The 19,113-nt window shown below is 69.8% G+C and carries 14 protein-coding genes and 1 pseudogene; 8 read left to right on the forward strand and 7 right to left on the reverse strand.

Features of this window, described 5'->3' with window-relative positions:
• Nucleotides 1-4 precede the first annotated feature (4 nt).
• The 6 genes from ABT294_RS48890 to ABT294_RS48915 form a co-directional block, all read right to left on the reverse strand.
• Complete coding sequence (locus ABT294_RS48890) at nucleotides 5-847, reverse strand: TatD family hydrolase (protein ID WP_350813393.1); 843 nt, start codon at nucleotides 845-847, stop codon at nucleotides 5-7.
• Complete coding sequence (locus tag ABT294_RS48895) at nucleotides 847-1,347, reverse strand: EboA domain-containing protein (RefSeq protein WP_350813394.1); 501 nt, start codon at nucleotides 1,345-1,347, stop codon at nucleotides 847-849. The genes ABT294_RS48890 and ABT294_RS48895 overlap by 1 nt, the downstream gene beginning before the upstream one ends.
• Nucleotides 1,292-2,164, reverse strand: coding sequence for a sugar phosphate isomerase/epimerase family protein (locus tag ABT294_RS48900; RefSeq protein WP_350813395.1), 873 nt, complete (start codon nucleotides 2,162-2,164; stop codon nucleotides 1,292-1,294). The genes ABT294_RS48895 and ABT294_RS48900 overlap by 56 nt, the downstream gene beginning before the upstream one ends.
• Entirely contained in the window at nucleotides 2,161-3,018 is an 858-nt protein-coding gene (locus ABT294_RS48905; protein WP_350813396.1) for an SCO3242 family prenyltransferase, read from the reverse strand. Before ABT294_RS48905 ends, ABT294_RS48900 begins: the two co-directional genes overlap by 4 nt.
• A complete protein-coding gene (locus tag ABT294_RS48910; protein ID WP_350813397.1) occupies nucleotides 3,015-4,157 on the reverse strand; it encodes an inositol-3-phosphate synthase in 1,143 nt (380 codons plus the stop codon). The genes ABT294_RS48905 and ABT294_RS48910 overlap by 4 nt, the downstream gene beginning before the upstream one ends.
• A gap of 107 nt (nucleotides 4,158-4,264) precedes the next feature.
• Nucleotides 4,265-5,443, reverse strand: coding sequence for an ROK family transcriptional regulator (locus ABT294_RS48915; protein ID WP_502912243.1), 1,179 nt, complete (start codon nucleotides 5,441-5,443; stop codon nucleotides 4,265-4,267).
• Nucleotides 5,444-5,599: 156 nt separating this feature from the next.
• On the opposite strand from ABT294_RS48915, the gene ABT294_RS48920 reads away from it, so the two are divergent.
• The 7 genes from ABT294_RS48920 (at nucleotide 5,600) to ABT294_RS48950 (ending at nucleotide 16,733) form a co-directional block, all read left to right on the forward strand.
• Nucleotides 5,600-6,625 carry a Gfo/Idh/MocA family protein gene (locus ABT294_RS48920; RefSeq protein WP_502912241.1) on the forward strand — a complete coding sequence of 342 codons (1,026 nt, stop codon included), beginning with the start codon at nucleotides 5,600-5,602 and terminating at the stop codon, nucleotides 6,623-6,625.
• 2 nt (nucleotides 6,626-6,627) lie between these two features.
• Entirely contained in the window at nucleotides 6,628-8,061 is a 1,434-nt protein-coding gene (locus tag ABT294_RS48925) for a sugar ABC transporter ATP-binding protein (protein WP_350813409.1), read from the forward strand.
• Complete coding sequence (locus ABT294_RS48930; RefSeq protein WP_350813400.1) at nucleotides 8,058-9,065, forward strand: ABC transporter permease; 1,008 nt, start codon at nucleotides 8,058-8,060, stop codon at nucleotides 9,063-9,065. The genes ABT294_RS48925 and ABT294_RS48930 overlap by 4 nt, the downstream gene beginning before the upstream one ends.
• Nucleotides 9,062-9,991 carry an ABC transporter permease gene (locus tag ABT294_RS48935; protein WP_350813401.1) on the forward strand — a complete coding sequence of 310 codons (930 nt, stop codon included), beginning with the start codon at nucleotides 9,062-9,064 and terminating at the stop codon, nucleotides 9,989-9,991. Before ABT294_RS48930 ends, ABT294_RS48935 begins: the two co-directional genes overlap by 4 nt.
• 31 nt (nucleotides 9,992-10,022) lie before the next feature.
• Nucleotides 10,023-11,246, forward strand: a complete 1,224-nt coding sequence (locus ABT294_RS48940; protein WP_350813402.1) for a substrate-binding domain-containing protein — start codon at nucleotides 10,023-10,025, stop codon at nucleotides 11,244-11,246.
• A gap of 3 nt (nucleotides 11,247-11,249) precedes the next feature.
• On the forward strand, nucleotides 11,250-12,083 hold the full coding sequence (locus ABT294_RS48945) for a sugar phosphate isomerase/epimerase family protein (RefSeq protein WP_350813403.1): 834 nt from the start codon (nucleotides 11,250-11,252) through the stop codon (nucleotides 12,081-12,083).
• 111 nt (nucleotides 12,084-12,194) lie between these two features.
• On the forward strand, nucleotides 12,195-16,733 hold the full coding sequence (locus tag ABT294_RS48950; RefSeq protein WP_350813404.1) for a ThuA domain-containing protein: 4,539 nt from the start codon (nucleotides 12,195-12,197) through the stop codon (nucleotides 16,731-16,733).
• Between the two features lie 102 nt (nucleotides 16,734-16,835).
• Here ABT294_RS48950 and ABT294_RS48955 read toward each other — a convergent pair whose 3' ends face one another.
• Entirely contained in the window at nucleotides 16,836-17,738 is a 903-nt protein-coding gene (locus ABT294_RS48955; RefSeq protein ID WP_502912242.1) for an ADP-ribosylglycohydrolase family protein, read from the reverse strand.
• Between the two features lie 1,064 nt (nucleotides 17,739-18,802).
• Here ABT294_RS48955 and ABT294_RS48960 point away from each other — a divergent pair.
• Nucleotides 18,803-19,113, forward strand: a pseudogene (locus ABT294_RS48960) (RNA-guided endonuclease TnpB family protein); the annotation flags it as partial.

A 19,113-nucleotide genomic window follows, 5' to 3' on the forward strand; every position in this document is an offset into this window, starting at 1 on the left:
GCGCTCAGCCCCGCTTGACCGTGTTGCCGGCGTAGTCCGCCCCGGCGGACGGGTCGCCGAGATCGAGCCGCCCGCTCTGCCCGTAGAAGTCGACGGGATTGCGCCACAGCACCTTGTCCACGTCGTCCTCGGTGAAGCCGGCCGCGATCATGGCGTCGGCGACCTCGCGGGTCTTCAGCGGATCGCTGCGGCCCCAGTCGGCGGCCGAGTTCACCAGCATCCGTGCCGTGCCGTACTCCTTCAGGATCTCCACCATGCGGTGCGGGTCCATCTTGGTGTCCGGATAGATCGAGAACCCCATCCAGCAGCCGGACTCCGCGACCGGCCCCACGGTCAGCTCGTTGAGGTGGTCGACGAGCACCCGCCCCGGCGGCATCCCCGAGGCTTGGACGACGTCCAGCGTGCGCCGGGTGCCGGCGGCCTTGTCGCGGTGCGGCGTGTGCACCAGGACGGGCAGGTCGCTCTCAGTCGCCATCGCGAGCTGGGCCTCGAAGGCGTGCTCCTCGGCCGGGGCCATCGAGTCGTAGCCGATCTCGCCGACCGCGACCACGGAGTCCTTGAGCAGGTAGCGCGGCAGCTCGGCGAGGACGTCCGCGCACCGCGGGTCGTTCGCCTCCTTCGGGTTGAGCGCCAGCGCGCAGTGGTGCTGGATCCCGTACTGCGCGGCGCGGTAGGGCTCCCAGCCGAGCAACCCGTCGAAGTAGTCGAGGAAGCTGCCCACGTTGGTGCGCGGCTGGCCGAGCCAGAAGGCGGGCTCCACCACGGCCCGCACCCCGGCGGCGTACATGCGCTGGTAGTCGTCGGTCGTCCTGGACGTCATGTGGATGTGGGGGTCGAAGATTCGCATCAGAGCCTCTCCAGCACGTCTTGTGGGACCGGGCGGCCCGCGGCTCGCCGCTCGGCGGCGTGGTCGGCCAGCATCCTGGCGAGCTCGTCATCGAAGCGGCGGTCGAGCCCCGCGACGGACGCGAGCGGGATCGACAGGAAGACGCACTTCAGCACACCGTGGCGGAAGGCGTGGTCGTCCAGCCAGCGCGAGCCGTAGGGGCCGAGCGCCGCGGCGACCAGGCGGGTGTCGTTGGCGCGCAGCGCGTCCTCCACCAGGGGGACGGCGGCGGGGCCGAGACCGAGGTCGGGCAGGGCGTCCAGGACGGCCAGCCGTTCGCCGGTGTCGCCGCTCCAGTAGAGCGCGCTGACCAGGTCGGCGTTCCCGCGCAGCGCGTTCAGCAGCGCGCGCCGCGCTCCGGGGCCGCCGCGCCGCTGGGCCTGCGGGAACAGCAGTCGCGCCGACTCAGGCGACTCCTTCACCTGCCGGACGGCCCGCGCCGTCCAGTCGTGATCGCTCATACGCCCTCCTCAGGAAGTCGATGGACCTACGAGCCACCTCGGGGGCGGCGTGGCCGTGCCGCGCCAGTTCGACCGCGACCAGCCCCCGGTAGCCGTCGAGCGCGGCGAGCGCAGGCGGGAAGTCGATCTCGCCCGCGCCGAACTCCAGGTGCTCGTGCACGCCCCGGCGCATGTCCTCGATCTGCACGTGCGCCAGGTACGGCAGCGCCCGCCGCACGCACTCGGGAACGTCGTGCGGTTCGACGCACTGGCAGTGCCCGATGTCCAGGGTGAGCCCCAGACGGTGATGGCCGCCGAGGAGGCCGCGCAACCGCTCGTACCCGGCGAGATCCCCGACGAGCATCCCCGGCTCCGGTTCGAACGCGAGCGTGATCCCGACGCGGTCGGCCTCGTCGAGGAGCCGCTCGCACCAGCGGGCCAGCCGGGCCCAGGCCTCCGCCTCGGTGACCTCGGCAGGCCGGACGCCGCTCCACAGATGCACCACGGGCGCGCCCAGATCGGCCGCGATCCGCAGCGCCCTGCTCAGGAGGTCGGCTCGCCGGGCCGCGCCGGCGTCGTCGTCCAGCAGCGTCGGGTGGTGCTTGCGCCATGGGTCCAGCGTGTAGCGTCCGCCGGTCTCGACGACCGTGCGCAGGCCCAGTTCGCCGAGCCGTCTGGCGATGAGCGCGACTTCGTGCGCCGATCCGGCGGCGTAGGGGTCGAGGTGACCGTGGTCCAGGGTGATCGCCGCGCCGCTGTAGCCGAGGTCGGCCAGGATCGCGAGCGCCTCGGGCAGCCGGTGATCGGAGAAGCCGTTCGTGCAGTAGGCGAAGTTCACGAGGTCGCCATCCTGGCCGAGAGCCAGTGGCCCAGGGGCATCGCCGCCAGCAGCGCGCCGGCCTGCGCGAGCCTGCCCTGTCCGGCGACTCCCGCCGCCTGGAGCGGGACCAGGCCGAGGATGGCGAGCCGGACGGCGCGTCGGACCTGATCGGGGTCCGGACTGGCCCGCAGCCCCGCCTGCACGACGCCGGTCAGGGCGACGTAGCCGGCGAGCAGCGCGGACGCGGCGGCCTGGCCGTGCCCTGCCGGCTCGTGGTTCCCGCGCCGGCAGCTCAGGCCTGTCAACGCGACCGCGACCGCGCTCGCCGCCAGCGCGCCGTTGATCGTCCCTCGCCCTGCTCCCCGCACTTCCGCGCGGCCCAGCAGGCTGATCCCGTAGGTGTGCGCGCCGATCGCCAGCGCCATCAGCCCGCCGGCCCGGACCTGCTCGCCCGTGCCGAGCAGCACGTCGAGCGTCCGGCAGGCGGCCATGGACGCCGGTCCCGCGGCAGTCCGCTTGAGCCCGAGATCGTACGCCCAGACCGTGCCCGCGAGCAGCCCGGCGCGGACGAGCCCGCGCCGCCCGTCCGCGAGCGCCGCGGCGAGCAGGCCGGCGGCGGTCAATCCCGCGGCGAGGCCGAACGCGCGGCCGGGGGAGACCCGCCCGGAAGGAATGGGGCGCTCCGGCCGCTCGACGGCGTCGATCTCCCGGTCGGCCCAGTCGTTGAGCGCCATGCCCGACAGGTAGAGGCACAAGGAGGCGACGGCCAGCCCGGGGGCGGCGGGACGTCGGGCCGCCGCCGCGCCGGCCAGCATGTCGCCGGGCACGGAGAGCGCGGCAGGCGCCCTGACCAGCTCGAGTATCGCCCTCATGACAGCTCCTCGGCGAAGGCGCACAGCCGGTCGTACTGCCGCGCGAGCCCGTGCTCGTCCGTCGCCAACGGATCCTTGAAGAAGTATCCGAGCTCGGGGAGCACGCCGTGCCGGCCCTTCTCGTGCGCTCGGGCGACCAGCCGTACCAGGTCGAGGACGAGGGGCGCGGCCAGCGCGGAGTCGCAGCCCTGCCAGGTGAACTGGAAGGTCATCCGCACCCCGAGGAAGCCCTCGAAGGTGGCGTGGTCCCAGGCGGTCTTCCACTCGCCGAGGTCGGGGACGTAGTCGATGTGCGTCTGTCCGTCGACTCCCGGCCCCAGCACGCCGGTGACGGTCCTGTTCTTCGAGAGCTGCTTGCTCGCCCTGGCGTTCGGATCGGCGAGGGTCGCGCCGTCTCCTCCGCCGAGCAGGTTCAGCCCCGACCAGGAGCGAACCCGCAGCGCGCGGCCCGCGAACATGGGCGCGAGCGCGCTCTTGACCAGGGTTTCGCCGGTCTTGCCGTCCCGGCCCGCGTACGGCATGGCCCGCACGGCGGCCAGCTCCGCCAGCGCGGGCAGGGTCGGCCCGGTGGACGGGGTGAACTCGACATAGGCGCAGCCCGCCTGAAACGCGGCGTACGCGTAGAGCGAGCTGTGCGGCAGGACCTCCGCCCCGCTCGCCAGTGCCTCCTCCAGGTCGGCCAGCCGCTCGAACTCGGGGCGCCACGCCGCGGGGGGCTCTGTCGACGACACGTTGACCACGACAACGCGCTCCGCCCCGTGCCTGTCGCGAAACTCGACGAGATCGCGGATCAGGCGCGCGGCGGCCTCGCTCTGCGGAGCGTCGCCGGACGTGTGCCCCGGCCGGATCTCGGCCTCCGCGGCGGCCAGATCCTCGGCGAGCAGGGCGGGCAGGCGGGCCGGGATCACGCCCTCTTCGGCTAACTGCTCGGCTCGTTTCCGCAGGGAGATCTCCGCCACGTCGTGGCCGCCGAAGACCAGGTCGGTGAACGGCGCAAGGTGGCCTGGGAAGCCGGGGATCTCGGTGACGCAACCGTGAGGAGGTGAGATCCCGGTTTTGAAAGCGGCGGCGCCGACCATCGCGGTGGTCGCCACAGATCCTCGAGCGCCGATCAGCCATACCCCGAGAGTGGGCATCATGTCCTCCGTATCGCGGGAACTTTGGCCGGATGCCTCCCTATTTCTGTGGATGTTACGTACGGATTTCGCCGATGGTCAACCATAGATATGCCGGACGTCGGCGGAAGCTACGCGGAACCGGGCTGATCGGCGCTCTCGAGGGCCAGGACGTGTTCGATGACCATCGCGGCCGCTCCCATGACACCCGCGCGATCGCCGAGCTCGCTGGCGTGGATGCTGAGGCGCTTGGTGGCCAGCGGCAGCGAGCGCGCGTAGATCACCTCCCGGACGCCGGCCAGCAGGTGATCGCCCGCCTCGGCCAGGTCGCCGCCGATCACGACGAGCCCGGGGTTGAAGAAGTTGACGATGGAGGCGAGCACGCTGCCGACCTCCCGCCCGCTCTGCCTGACGAGGTGAATCGCCTGGGTGTTGCCCTCCTTGACGAGCCGGACCACGTCGCGGCCGTGAGAGGCGTTGATGCCGAAACTGCGCAGTTGGGCGGCGAGGGCGTCGCCGCCGGCGATGGCCTCGAGGCAGTCGATGTTGCCGCAACGGCACTGCACCTGGTTGATGTTCGGCACCCGGATGTGGCCGATGTCGCCTGCCGCCCCCTCGGCGCCCCGGTGCAGCCGGCCTCCGCTGATGATCCCGCAGCCGATGCCCGTGCCCATCTTGACGAAGATCAGGTGCTCGGTTTCGAGCTGGGTGGCCCATTGCTCGCCCAGCGCCATGATGTTCACGTCGTTGTCGACGAGGACCGGGACGCCGAGGCGGCTGCCGAGCCAGTCCGGCACGGGGAAGCCGTCCCAGTTCGGCATGATCGGCGGGTTCACCGCCTTTCCGGTCTCGTGCTCCACGGGGCCCGGGAGGCCGATCCCGACGCCGCACACGTCGCCGCGGGTGTGCCCGCACTCGGCGAGCAGGTCGTCGAAGCTGTCGAGGACCCAGGTCAGCGTCGGCTCGGGGCCTCGGCTGATGTCCAGATCGGTGGCACGCTCCGCCAGTATCGCGCCGCCGAGGTCGGCCACCGCGAGCCTGGCGTGGGTGACGCCCAGGTCGGCGGCGAGCGCCACCCGCGCGCTGCGGTTGAAAGAGAAGGCGGTGGCGGGTCTGCCGCCGGACGGAGCCGCGCTGTCGGTTGGCACGATCCAGCCTTGGAGCAGTAGGGCGTCGATCCGCTGGGACACCGTGGACCTCGCAAGGCCCGTGAGTTGTACCAGCTCGGCGCGGGTGCGCGGCCGTCCGTCTCGCAGGATCGAGAGCACCGTCCCTGCTCCAGAAGAGCTCGATGGGCCCTGAGTCACCAGTCCTCCTTATGATGATCGCGAAGCAGGTATACGACAGATTCTACGCAAGTTTTGCTTGACCGTCGTCATAAGTCGGATCTACTCTCCCGAAATATGCAGGACATATCCTCGCAACCCCCCCATAGACCTAGAGTAGGCATCATTGGGACGGGCTTTATGGGCGGTGTGCACGCCAGATCCGCCCGTCTCGCCGGTGCCCGGATCGTCGGCGTCGCAGGGACCCGGATCGAGCGCGCCCGTCAGCACGGCTTCGGGCGCCCCTTCGCCTCCGCGGACGAGCTGATCGAGTCGGGCGAGATCGACGTGGTGCACATCTGCACCCCCAACAACCTGCACGCTCCGCTCACGCTCAAGGCGCTGGCCGCCGGCCTGGCGGTGATCTGTGAGAAGCCGCTGGCCACCGACGTGGAGACGGCCGTCCTGATGGCGGCCCGTGCCGCCGAGGCGGGACTGGTTGCGACGGTGCCGTTCGTGTACCGCTTCCATGCGATGGCCCGCGAGGCACGGCAGCGGGTCGCGCGTGGAGACGCGGGCCGGGTGGTGCTGGTCCAGGGCAGTTACCTGCAGGACTGGCTGCTGCGTCCCGAGGATGACAACTGGCGGGTGGATCCGGAGATCGGCGGCGCGAGCCGCGTGTTCGCCGACATCGGGTCGCATTGGTGCGACCTCGCCGAGTTCGTCACGGGCGACCGCATCACCGAGGTGTCGGCGCAGACCGCCGTCGTGCAGCAGGCACGGGCGGGCAACGGGCCGGTGCTCACCGAGGACCTGGTCACCGTGCAGTTCCGCACCCGCGGAGGCGCGCTGGGGTCGGTCACGACGAGCCAGGTGTCCCCTGGCCGGAAGAACCGGCTCTTCCTGGAGGTGTCGGGGACCGAGGAGAGCATCGCCTTCGACCAGGAACAGCCCGAGCGGCTGTGGATCGGCAGGCGTGACGGGGCACGGCTGCTCGTGCGCGACCCTGAGACGCTCTCGCCGGCCGCCGTGCCGTACTCGCCGCTCCCCGCCGGGCATCCGCAGGGGTACTACGACTGCTTCGACGCCTTCGTCGCCGAGAGCTACGCCGCGCTGCGCGGCGAGCAGCGTGACGGGCTGCCGACCTTCGAGGACGGTGTCCGCGCCGCGCGGATCTGCGCGGCCGTCCTCGACTCCGCGCGCACAGGGGAGTGGACCCCGTGCTGACCATGACCGGCATCGGCAAGAGCTTCCTCGGCGTACGGGTGTTATCCGGCGTGGACCTCGAGGTCCAGGCGGGCGAGGTCCACGCGGTGATGGGGGAGAACGGCGCGGGCAAGTCCACCCTGATGAAGATCCTCGCCGGGGTCCACGCGCCGGACGAGGGGACGATCGAGATCGACGGGCGGCAGGTGTCGTTCGGCCACCCGCTCGAGGCGCAGCGGGCCGGTGTCGCGATCATCTACCAGGAGTTCAACCTCCTGCCCGAGCGCAGCGTGGCGGAGAACGTCTTCCTCGGCCGCGAGCCCTCCCGCGCGGGCCTGGTCGACAGGACGGCCATGGAGAGCGCGACCAGGCAGCTCCTCGCCGAGCTCGGGGAGACGTCCTTCGGCCCGAGAGACCTCGTCAGGCGGCTGTCGGTCGCCCAGCAGCAGGTCGTCGAGATCCTCAAGGCCCTCTCGCTCGACGCCAGGATCGTGGTCATGGACGAGCCGACGGCCGCGCTCGCCGAACACGAGGTCGAGCTGCTCTTCCAGCTCGTCCGGCGCCTCCAGGAGCGCGGCATCGCGGTCCTCTACATCTCTCACCGGCTGCGCGAGGTGTTCGACCTGGCCGACCGGGTGACCGTGCTCAAGGACGGCCGGCGCGTCACCACGGTGCCGATCGCCGAGGTGACCTCGGACGACCTGGTCAGGCTGATGGTCGGTCGCGACCTCGGCGCCTACTTCCCGCCGCGGGCCGGCGCCACCGGAGAGGTACGGCTGCGCGTGACCGGCGGTGGCAACGACAAACTGCACGGCATCGACCTGGAGCTGCGCGCGGGCGAGATCGTGGGCGTCGCCGGCCTGCAGGGTTCTGGGCGGTCCGAACTGGCCAAGGCGCTGTTCGGCGCCGAGCCGTTCACCAGCGGCGAGATGACACCGTGCCGCCCGCGCTCGGTCCGCGAAGCGGTGGCCGCAGGGATCGGCCTGGTCACCGAGGACCGCAAGGCCGAGGGGCTGGCCCTGCGCCAATCCGTGCGCGACAACGCGCTGCTGGTGGCCCGCGCGGTGGGCCGTGGCCGCCAGAACGGGCTGAGTGAGCTGCTGGAGCGGGTCCGGCTCACGCCGCCGCGCCAGGACCAGGAGGTCCGCTACCTGTCCGGCGGCAACCAGCAGAAGGTCGTCCTCGCCAAGTGGATGACCGTCGCCCCCACCGTGCTGCTGTTCGACGAGCCCACCCGTGGTGTGGACGTCGGCGCCAAGGCCGCCATCCACGACCTGATGCGGCAGCTGGCCGAGGACGGCATGGCGATCATGATGATCTCCTCCGAACTGCCCGAGCTGATCGGCATGAGCGACCGCGTCGTCGTCCTCCGAGACGGCCGCGTCACGGGCACTCTCCCCGCAGCTCCCACCGAGGAGGCCATCATGCGGCTGGCCGCAGGCGAGGTGATGTCATGATCGACAGCGAGCGGATCCGGGCCGCGTCCGCACGCGCCCTGCCCCTGTTACGCACCCGCGGTTCGAGCCCGGCCAGGGTCGTGTTCCTGGCCCTCGCCGGAGTGGTCCTCATCGGCTGGGCGCTGGTCGCCGCGCGCGGCGGGCAGTTCCTCACGCTGGAGAACCTCGTCGGCGTGCAGCAGCGCTCGGCCGCGTTGGGCATCGTCGCGGTCGGGCAGACACTCGCCATCCTGGCCGGCTCGCTCGACCTTTCCGTCGCCTACCTGATCAGCCTCACCTCGCTGGTGGCCGCCGAAACCATGGACGGGCTCGACGGCAACATCGCGCTCGCCGTCACCGCGGTCGTCGCCATCAGCGCCGCCGTGGGGCTGGCCAACGGGCTCGTGATCACCAAACTGCGGGTGCACCCGTTCATCGCCACGCTCGGCGTCGCGTTGATCATCAAGGGCGTCCTCGACCACCTGTACGACGGCCCCGCCGGCAAGGTGCCCGAGTCCTTCCAACACCTCGGCTACGACCGGATCGGCCCCGTCCCGGTCTCCGCCCTGCTCTGGGCCGGGGTCGCGGCCGCTGCCTGGTTCCTGCTCCGGCGCACCACGCTGGGCTACCGGATCTACGCGGTCGGCGGGGACCAGGAGGTCGCCCGCCTGTCCGGGGTGCGGACCGACCGCATGCTGATCGTCACGCACGTGCTCTGCTCGCTGTGCGCCGGGATCGCCGGGCTGCTGCTGGCGAGCAGGCTCGGCGCCGGCGCCCCCACCGTCGGCACCGACGGCGGATACGACCTGGAGTCGATCGCCGCGGTCGTCCTCGGCGGCACCGCGCTGGCGGGCGGCAGGGGCGGGGTCGGCGGCACGGTCGGCGGCGTGCTGCTGCTCGCCACGCTGGACAGCGTCTTCAACCAGCTCGAGGTCGACTCCTTCTTCAAGGACGTCGTCCGGGGCGTGGTCATCGTGACCGCCGTGGCCGTCTACGCCAGGCGCAAGCAAGGGAGGCGGGCATGAGACGAACACTGCCGATCTTCGGAGTGCTGGCCGTCCTGCTGGTCGCGATCGCCGTCGTGAACCCGGTCTTCGTCGAGCCCGCCGGATTCCTCGCCTTCGCCAAGCGTGCCGCGCCGCTGGTGATCCTGGCGGCAGGCCAGTACTTCGTGATCGTCTCGGGCGAGTTCGACCTGTCGGTCGGCTCCCTGGTCACCGCCGAGGTCGTCATCGGGGCCCGCCTCATCGACGGGAACGAGGCGGCCACCTGGCCGGTGCTCGCCCTGCTGATCGTCTTCGGCCTGCTCGTCGGCCTGGTCAACGGCGCGGTGACGACCCTGCTGAAGGTGCCGTCCTTCATCACCACGCTCGGCATGATGCTCGTCCTGTCCGGCGCGGTCTTCCTGTGGTCGGGCGGCGCGCCACGCGGAGCGCTCTCGCAGGGCTTCCGCGCCTTCGGCAGGGGGAGCCTCGGACCCATCCCCTGGTCGGTGCTGATCCTCCTCGCCGTCGGAGCGGCCGCCGTCGCGCTGACGCGGGCCGACTTCGGCAGGACGCTCGCCGCCACCGGCGACAACGAGCGTGCGGCGGCCCTGTCCGGCGTGCGTGTCGCCCGGGCGAGGATCCTCGCCTTCATGCTCTCCGGCCTGGCCGCCACGGTCGCCGGCATCCTGCTCGGCGGTTTCGCCGGCGTCTCCGCCCAGGTCGGCCAGGGACTGGAGTTCCAGGCCATCACGGCGGTCGTCCTCGGGGGCGTGGCACTCGGCGGCGGACGCGGGTCGGTCGTCGCCGCGATGGGCGGCGCGCTCACGCTGGAAGCACTGTTCACCTTGCTCAACCTGTACGGGATCTCGGGGGCGCTGGAGTTCACCGTGCAGGGGGTCATCATCATCGCGGCCGTCGCGGTCGGAGCCCTGCGGCTGCCTCTCAAACTCAGGCCGAGCGCCTGAGCACCCCCGTTGAAGAAGGAGACCACCCCCCATGTCGCGTCGTCGGCCCGCAGCGGCCCTCCTTTCCCTGGCCGCGCTGGCCTCGTTCACCGTCGGCTGCACCAGCGACAAGCCGGCCACGTCGGCCGGCCAGACCCCGGCCGCGGGCGCCACCGCCACGTCGGAGGCTCCCGCGGCGGGCACCGGAGACCAGTCCAAGTTCTTCGTCCAAGCCGACTATGACGCCCAGCTCGCCATGCGCGCGCAGACCCCGGAAGGGCCCGCGGACAAGCCGTGGGAACAGGCCATCGCGCCGCAGATGACGTCCACCGCCACGTACAAAAAGGGCGGGCCGTACGAGATCTGCTTCTCCAACGCGGCGGTCAACAACCCATGGCGGCAGGTCGGCTGGAAGACCATGCAGGCCGAGGTGGCGTTGCACAAGGAGATCTCCAAGCTCACCGCGCTCGACGCCGAGGGCAAGGACGACAAGCAGATCTCCGACATCGCCGAGTTGCAGGCCAAGGGCTGCGACGCGCTGATCATCTCGCCGAACACGACGGCGACGCTCACCCCGGCCGTGAAGGGCGCCTGCGCCAAGGTCCCGGTCATCGTCTTCGACCGCGGCGTGGAGACCGACTGCCCGGTGACGTTCATCAAGCCCATCGGCGGCTACCTGTTCGGCGCCGACGCCGCCGACTTCCTGATCGAGAAGGTGCCGGCCGGCGGCAAGATCCTCGCGCTGCGCATCAGCCCCGGCGTGGACGTGCTGGAGACCCGCTGGTCGGCGGCGAAGGTCGCGTTCGACAAGAGCCAGTTGAAGGTCGTCGGCGTCGAGTTCACCGACGGCGACGCGGCCAAGACCAAGAGCATCGTCAACGACTACATCCAGCGCAACGGCAAGATCGACGGCGTCTGGATGGACTCCGGCGCGACCGCGGTGGCCGCGGTCGAGGCGTTCGAGGACGCCGGGCTGCCCGTGCCCCCGATCAACGGCGAGGACCAGCAGGACTTCCTGCAGAAATGGAAGGACGGCAACCTCACCGCCCTCGCCCCCACCTACCCCACCTACCAGTGGCGTACCCCGATCATCGCCGCGCTCAAGATCCTCAAGGGTGAAGAGGTGCCCAAGCTCTGGAACCTGCCCCAGCCCAAGATCACCTCAGCGAACCTGTCCACCTACCTCCAGCCGAACATGCCGCCCCTGCACTACGCGCTGTGCGGCTGCGAGAACATGCCGGGCTTCCCCGAGAACTGGGGCGGCAAGAAGGGCTGAACGATGTTCCCTGTCGGAGTGAACACCTGGGTGTGGGTGTCGCCGCTGACGGACGGCGACCTGGAACGCCTCGCGCCGAAGGTCGCCGCCTGGGGGTTCGACGTCATCGAGCTCCCGGTCGAGCGGCCCGGTGACTGGGACCCGGCGCGGGCCGCCGCGCTCCTCGCCGAGCACGGGCTGGCCGCCTCGGTGGTGCTGGTCATGCCCCCCGGACGGGAGCTCGTGGCGGCCTCGCCCGAGGTGGTGAAGGAGACCCAGGACTACCTTCGCCACTGCGTCGACGTCGCGACGGCCGTCGGCTCACCGGTGATCGGCGGCCCCGCCTACGCCTCCGTCGGCAGGACCTGGCGCATGTCGCCGGGCGAACGCCAGGAGGTCTACGCGGAGCTGCGGAAGAACCTGGCCCCCGTGGCCGACTACGCGGGCGAGCGCGGCGTGCGGATAGCCGTCGAGCCGCTCAACCGCTACGAGACCAGCCTCGTCAACACCGTTGAGCAGGCCCTGGAGGCCCTGCCCGACGGTTGCGACCTGGCGCTCGACGTCTATCACATGAACATCGAGGAGAAGGATCCGGCGCAGGCCGTCCACACCGCGACGGGCCGGATCGCGCACGTGCAGGTATGCGGGACCGACCGGGGCACCCCCGGGGCCGACCGCTTCGACTGGCCCGCCTTCGTCGGCGCCCTACGGGAAACCGGCTACGCGGGCCCGCTCGTCATCGAATCCTTCACCGCCCACAACCAGACGATCGCCACCGCGGCCTCCATCTGGCGGCCGCTCGCACCGAGCCAGGACGCGCTCGCCTCAGAGGGACTCGCCTTCCTGAGAACGCTCTGATCGGTTCCTGAGGTCTCGGACCCGCTTCCGGAGAGAACACCTTCAACCCCCCGGAGATTCGACATGCGTCGATTTCTTGCTGCCCTCATCCTCCCGATCCTGCTGACCTTAATGGGAACAGGGACGGCTCACGCCTCCGCCCAGCACGACACCTTCCGGGCGCTGCTGTTCACCAAGGCCGTGGGGTACGTCCACTCGTCGATCCCGGCCGGCGTCCAGATGATCAAGGATCTGGCCGCCGACAACCACTTCGCGGTCGTCGAGACCGCCGACTCCGCCGCGTTCAACGACGCCAACCTGGCGACGTTCGACGTGGTGATCATGCTGCAGAACTCCGGCATGGTCTGGGAGAACGACGAGCAGCGCCAGGCCATGCAGAAGTACGTACGCTCCGGCAAGGGCATCGTGGGCATCCACAACGCCCTCGACATGGGGATCGAGAACGAGTTCCCCTGGTGGGACGACCTGCTCAACGGCGGCGCACACATGCCTGCCCACTCCCCGGGCGTCCTGCAAGGCACCGCCGTGGTCGCCGACCGCGTACACCCGTCCACCAAGAACCTGCCCCTGCGGTGGCAGCGGCCGGAGGAGTGGTACAACTTCGCCCCGAACCCCCGCGGCAACGTGCACGTCCTGGTCGCCGCGGACGAGACCACCTACAACCCGGGCGGCTCCGCGATGGGGGCCGACCACCCGATCTCCTGGTGCCGCAACGCCGAGGGCGGCAAGATCTGGGCGACGGCCATGGGCCACGACACCGCCGCCTACGCCGAACCGCTCTTCCGCGAGCACGTGCTCGGCGGCGTCAAGTGGGCCGCCGGTGCCGAGGCGGGCGACTGCGGCGGCACGGTGAACAGCAGCTTCGAGAAGGTCACGCTCGACGACAACACCGCCGACCCCATGGAGCTGGACGTGGCCGCCGACGGCCGGGTCTTCTACATCCAGCGCAAGGGCGAGATCAAGATCTTCAAGCCCGACAGCCACAGCACGGTCACCGCCGCCACCCTCGACGTCTACAACGGCGGCGAGGACGGCCTGGTCGGCATGGAACTCGACCCGAAGTTCGCCGAGAACGGCTGGATCTACGTCTACTGGTCGCCCGCGGACAGCGCGGACGACGTCAACCGGCTCTCCCGCTTCACGGTGAGCGGTGACTCCATCGACCTGGCCAGCGAGAAGAAGCTCCTGGAGGTGCCCGCCTACCGGCAGCGGACCTACCCCGAGCCCGGTCACACCGGGGGCGCGGTGGAGTTCGGGCCCGACGGCTCGCTCTATCTGAGCACCGGCGACGACGTCCCGCCGAACCTGTCGCCCGACTGGCAGGGGTACGCGCCCCTCGACTGGCGGCCTGGCAAGCAGATGCTCGACGCCGCCCGTACCGCGGGCAACACCAACGACCTGCGCGGCAAGATCCTGCGGATCAAGCCGAAGGCGGACGGCGGCTACGACATTCCCGAGGGGAACCTGTTCCCGCCCGGCACCGCCAAGACCAAGCCCGAGATCTACGCCATGGGCTTCCGCAACCCGTTCAGGTTCACGGTGGACCAGAAGACCGGGTACGTGCACGCGGCGGACTACGGTCCCGACCGAGGCGGCCCGACGACCGAGCGCGGTCCCGAGGGTTTGGTGGAGTACAACGTCATCAAGAAGGCCGGCAACTACGGCTGGCCGTTCTGCCACGGCGACAACCAGCCCTACGCGCCGTACAACCCTGACACCAAGGTGGTCGGGGCCAAGTTCGACTGCGCCCACCCGGCCAACGACTCTCCCAACAACACAGGCCTGACAGAGCTCCCGCCGATCCAGCTGCCGGTCATGTGGTACGGCTACGGCACCTCGCCGAAGTTCCCCGAGCTCGGCTCCGGCGGCTCCGCTCCGATGAGCGGTCCGGTCTACCGCTACGACGCCGCCGGCACGTCCAAGAGCAAGTTCCCCGCCTACTTCGACGGAGTGAACTTCTTCTACGAGTGGTCGCGCCACTACATCAAGGAGATCCACCTCGACGGCGACGACCAGGTGCTGAAGATCAACAGCTTCCTGCCGAACCAGACCTTCCTCAAGCCGATGGACATGACCTTCGGCCGCGACGGATCGCTGTACCTGCTGGAATGGGGTAACTCGTTCGGCGGCGGCAACAACGACTCGGGCCTGTACCGCATCGACTACTCCGCGGGCGCCCGGGCGCCGGTCGCCAAGGCCACCGCGTCCCGCACCGACGGGCCCGCGCCGCTCACGGTCGACTTCGACAGCGCCGGCAGCGTCGACCCCGACGGCGACCCCATCGACTTCGCCTGGGACTTCGACGGCGACGGCACGTTCGACGCCACCGGTGCCAAGGCGAGCCACACCTACTCCTCGGCCGGCCGGTTCGCCGCCCAGCTCAAGGTGACCGACGTCACCGGCAAGGAGGGGTTCGCGAACGTGCTGATCACGGCCGGCAACACTTCCCCGACCGTAACCATCGAGTTGCCGGTCAACGGCAGCGTGATCGAGTTCGGCCAGGACGTCCCGTACAAGGTCAAGGTCACCGACCCCGAAGACGGCACGATCGACTGCTCCAAGGTGCTGGTGACCCCGGCCCTCGGACACGACGACCACGAGCACGAGACCGTCGAGATCCCGGGCTGCGAAGGCAAGATCTCCACCAGCGACATCGGCGGCCACCCGGCGGGGGCCAACCTCTACTACGTCATCAACGCCCACTACACCGACAAGGGTGACAACCCGCTCACCGGCTACGCCAAGGCGATCCTGCAGCCCAAGCGGAAGCAGGCCGAGTACTTCACCGCGATGTCGGGCGTCCGGGTCATCAGCGAGCCCGGCGCCGAGAGCGGCAAGCGCATCGGTGACATCAGCAACAACGACTGGATCTCCTTCACGCCGATGGACCTGAACGGCGTCACCGCCGTCAGCTACCGCCTGTCCAGCCCGAGCGGCGGAGGCTCCGTGGAGCTGCACGCCGACTCGCCCACCGGCACCCTGCTCGCCACGACCCCCGTTCCCAGCACGGGAGACTGGAACAACTACCAGATGACGGCGTCGGTGCCGGTGAAGTCCGACGTCCGGACGAAGACGATCTACGCCGTCTTCAAGAACAGCCAGAACAACGCCTTCGACCTGGACGCCGTCCAGTTCACCGGCGAGAACCAGGGCCCCGTGCTGCAGCCGGGCACCTACACGATCACCGCCCAGCACAGCGGCAAGAACATCACGCCGACGAACGACGCCGACGACGCCCAGATCGTCCAGCTGGGCGCGACACAGGGCCCGGACCAGAAGTGGGAGGCCATCCCGCTGTCCGACGGCAGCTACCAGCTCAAGAACGTCAAGAGCGGCAAGTGCCTGGACGTGCCAGGCGGCTCCACCGCGGCGGGCACCGAACTCGTCCAGTGGACCTGCCACCCCGCGTCCGCCCCTGACCAGGTCAACCAGCGGTTCATCCCCGCCGCGACCGGGCAGGACTACCGGCTCACCTCGGCCGCGAGCGGCCTGTGCCTCGGCATCGCCGGCAGCTCCCCGGCCGACGGCGGCAAGTTGATCCAGTGGAACTGCATCAACGTCGACGACCAGAAGTTCAGGTTCACGCCGGTCGCCGGCGCCGACAAGACGCCTCCGGTGACCACGGCCAAGGCCGCCGAGCCGAACGGCCAGGACGGCTGGTACACCTCCGGGCCCGTCGAGGTCTCGCTGACCGCCGTCGACGACGCCTCGGACGTGGCCGCCACCGAGTACCGCCTCGACGGCGGCGAGTGGACTCCCTACACCGCGACGATCCTGATCAGCGGGGACGGGACACGCAAGCTGGAGTACCGCTCCCGGGACGGGGCGGGCAACGTCGAGGAGGCCCGCTCGCTCACCCTGAAGATCGACACCACCGCTCCGCAGACGACCGCGTCGTTCGCCGCGCCCAACGCCGAGGGCTGGAACAACGGGGACGTCCCGGTCGTCCTGGCCGCGCAGGACGCCGCCTCAGGGGTCGCCCGCATCGAGTACGCCCTCGACAAGGGCGCCTGGACGGCCTACGCCGGCCAGCCCGTGGTGGTCGGCGGGGACGGCACGCACGAGCTGCGCTACCGGGCCGTCGACAAGGTCGGCACGACCGAGCAGGAGAAGGCCGCGGTACTCAAGATCGACGGCACCCGCCCGACCCTCATGGTCTCCGGTGTCTCGGACGGCGAGGTCTACGGCGACTCCCAGGACCTGCGCATCACCTGGCAGGCCGTGGACAGCACCTCCGGCGTGAAGACGACGTCGGGCACGCTCGACGGCGCCCCGCTCGCCGCCGACTCGACGCTGGCGCTGTTCACCCAGACCCTGGCCGGCCACACGGTCGCGGCCAAGGCGGACGACAACGCCGGCAACTCGATCACGACGAACGTGCGGTTCAGCGTCACGACGTCCATGCGGGACATGCAGCACCTGATCGACAGGTTCCGCGCCGCCAACTGGCTGTCCGTGACCGCGCACACCGCGCTGACCAACGAACTGACCAAGGCACGCAAGGCGGAGGCGTCGGGCAAAGACGCCAAGGCGGTCCGCCACCTGTCCGAAGTCAAGCGCCTGCTGGCCGACCAGCAGCTGGTGACCAGGGCCGACGTACGCGACACCCTGACCCGCGACGCCGACAAGGTGATCGCAGGCATCAGCTGAACTACCACCGGCCGACGTGCCCCTCTTCCCACCGGGGAGAGGGCACGTCTGGTTGTTGCCTCCGTCACATGCCCCCTCGGGGCACGCCCAAGGCGTCCTCGCTCACGGATCGAGCGGTGGAACCCCTGCCCAGTCAGGGAGCGGCTCGCATCTCCTTCTCCACTCCGGAGGCTCACCGCTTCCCGAAGCCGCGACGATGCCGCCGACAATGGCGCAGGTCGTGTCGACATCGCCGCCGGCGGCCGCCGTGGTCCACATGGCCGCTTCGAAGTCACGGCGTTCACGGGCCGTCACCCAGAGGGTGAAGGGGACGGTGTCCTGCGCGCTGACCTGCCGCCCATTCCCCAGCACCTGGGCGGCGAGCGCGGGATCGCTGATCGTGAGGAGCTGACGAGCCTCGGCGATCCCCTCCCGGACCATGCTCGCGGGCACGTGCTCACCGACCCGGTCGAGGAACCGTCCCGGAGCGAGATCGGGTTCCCTGACGGCCGTCGCCACGGCCACGGCCACCGCGACGGCGCCGGCCACCGCTTCGGGGTGTGTGTGGGTGACCTGCGCCGACAGAGCGGCCTGCCGGACGACCTGCGCGAGGTCGTCGGCGAACCAGGCGCCGAGCGGCGCCACCCGCATCGCGGCCCCGTTGCCCCACGAGCCCTTGCCGTCGAACAACTCGGCCGAAAGCGTCCGCCAGTCGCCCCCTTCGCGGACGAGGCGGAGCATCCGATTGGTGGCCGGGCCGTATCCACGGTCGAAGTCGTGACGGGTGGCGAAACTCGCCGCGAGCCTGTCCTGGTCGACAACGCCGTGATCAGCCAGGACGCGATAGACGGAGCACGCCATCTCGGTGTCATCGGTCCACTGCCATGGATCAGGTGGAAGCAGACGGCTGGAGAGGGCGTGGTGATGGGCCGGGACGAAGAACTGGGAGCCGAAGGCGTCGCCGAGAGCGAGGCCGTGGAGAGAGGCTGCGGCACGCGCAAGAGGATGAACGGACATCCCTTCCATTGTGCGGGACGCCGGTTCATTGTGCAGGACGCCGGCCGCCCGTCGAGGACGCAGACGTCGACCCGCGAGGCGCGTCACAGGCGGGGAGGTCTTGTGCTCGGGGAGCGGGGATTTCTCTCCCGGTAGGAGAGAAATTCATCTCGATATATGTGAACATTTCTCGCATAAGTCGCCGTATGGCACGGTCTGTTCATGACAACTCATGACGAAGGGGAAGATGACTCCTCTGAGACGGTAGAGTCCGACTTAGCGCCTGCGACCATTGCGGGAGAGATCGGGCGGACGGTCCGAGACACACTTGGGAGTTGGGCTCGGACCGCCCAATTGTGCACCATTGTCACGGTTGTTGCCGTGAGCGTTACCGCCGTGCTGTTGGTCATCGGCAGCCGGTAGTTCGAGCCTCGCAGGAGTTGTCGTTCTTGCATTGCTAGAAGTGCAAGAAGAGCGATACTCCTGCGAGGCTTTTTCTGCTGTGGGATGAGATATCTCACCCGTAGTGCATCATTCTCTACCGGGCGATTCGAACATCAGAGCCCTCTGTCGTAGGTGGTGGCTCAGGGGGCCAGCACCCAGGTCTGGTTCGAGTCCGATGGATTGCATCGTGTACCGAAGACCTCGCCCCTGTAGCCCGCCCCGAGGCAGGTGTTCCGCGGGCCGTTCCGCCATCAAGTCGAAGGCAGGGGATCGCTTCCTTCAGGGAGCGGGGGAATGCCGAGTGGGAAGGCGCTCTGGTGCCCGAGCGTGCCTTAACATGCGGATTTCGGCTTTCTTCAAACTGCTGCGCTTATAGGGGCGCGGATCTGATAATGATCGCGTGTCTCGTCAGGTGCGCACTTCCCCCGGTGCGGCGTACGACTTGGAATGTCACGTGGTGTGGTGCTCCCAGTACTGGCGCCGTGTCCTGAGCGGCTGGGGCAAGACCCGGCTGGACGGGTTGATCCGCCAGTGCGGCGGGCGTGCGGCGCTGTGTCGACTTCCGGTACGAGCGTGTCCCGACAACGGTGGGGGCGATTATGCGTAGGTCGTTCAAGTTCCTGCTGCGTCCCACGGTCAAGCAGCAGATCATGCTGACGGCGATGCTGGACGATCATCGGGAGTTGTACAACGCGGCCTTGCAAGAGCGTCGTGAAGCGTACCGCCGGGCGAAGATCTCGATCCGGTATGGGGAGCAGTCGGCGCAGTTGAAGGAGATCCGTGCCGATGACCCGGCGGGGCAGGGCCGTTGGTCGTTCACCGGTCAGCAGCAGACGCTGCGCCGGTTGAACAAGGCGTTCGAGGCGTTCTTCCGCCGCGTCAAGGCGGGTCAGTCGCCTGGCTACCCGCGGTTTAAGGGGCGTGGCTGGTTCGACACGGTGACCTTCGTCGAGGGCGACGG

This window comes from Nonomuraea sp. NPDC000554, from assembly GCF_040300065.1.
In the GTDB taxonomy this organism is placed as follows: Bacteria; Actinomycetota; Actinomycetes; order Streptosporangiales; family Streptosporangiaceae; genus Nonomuraea.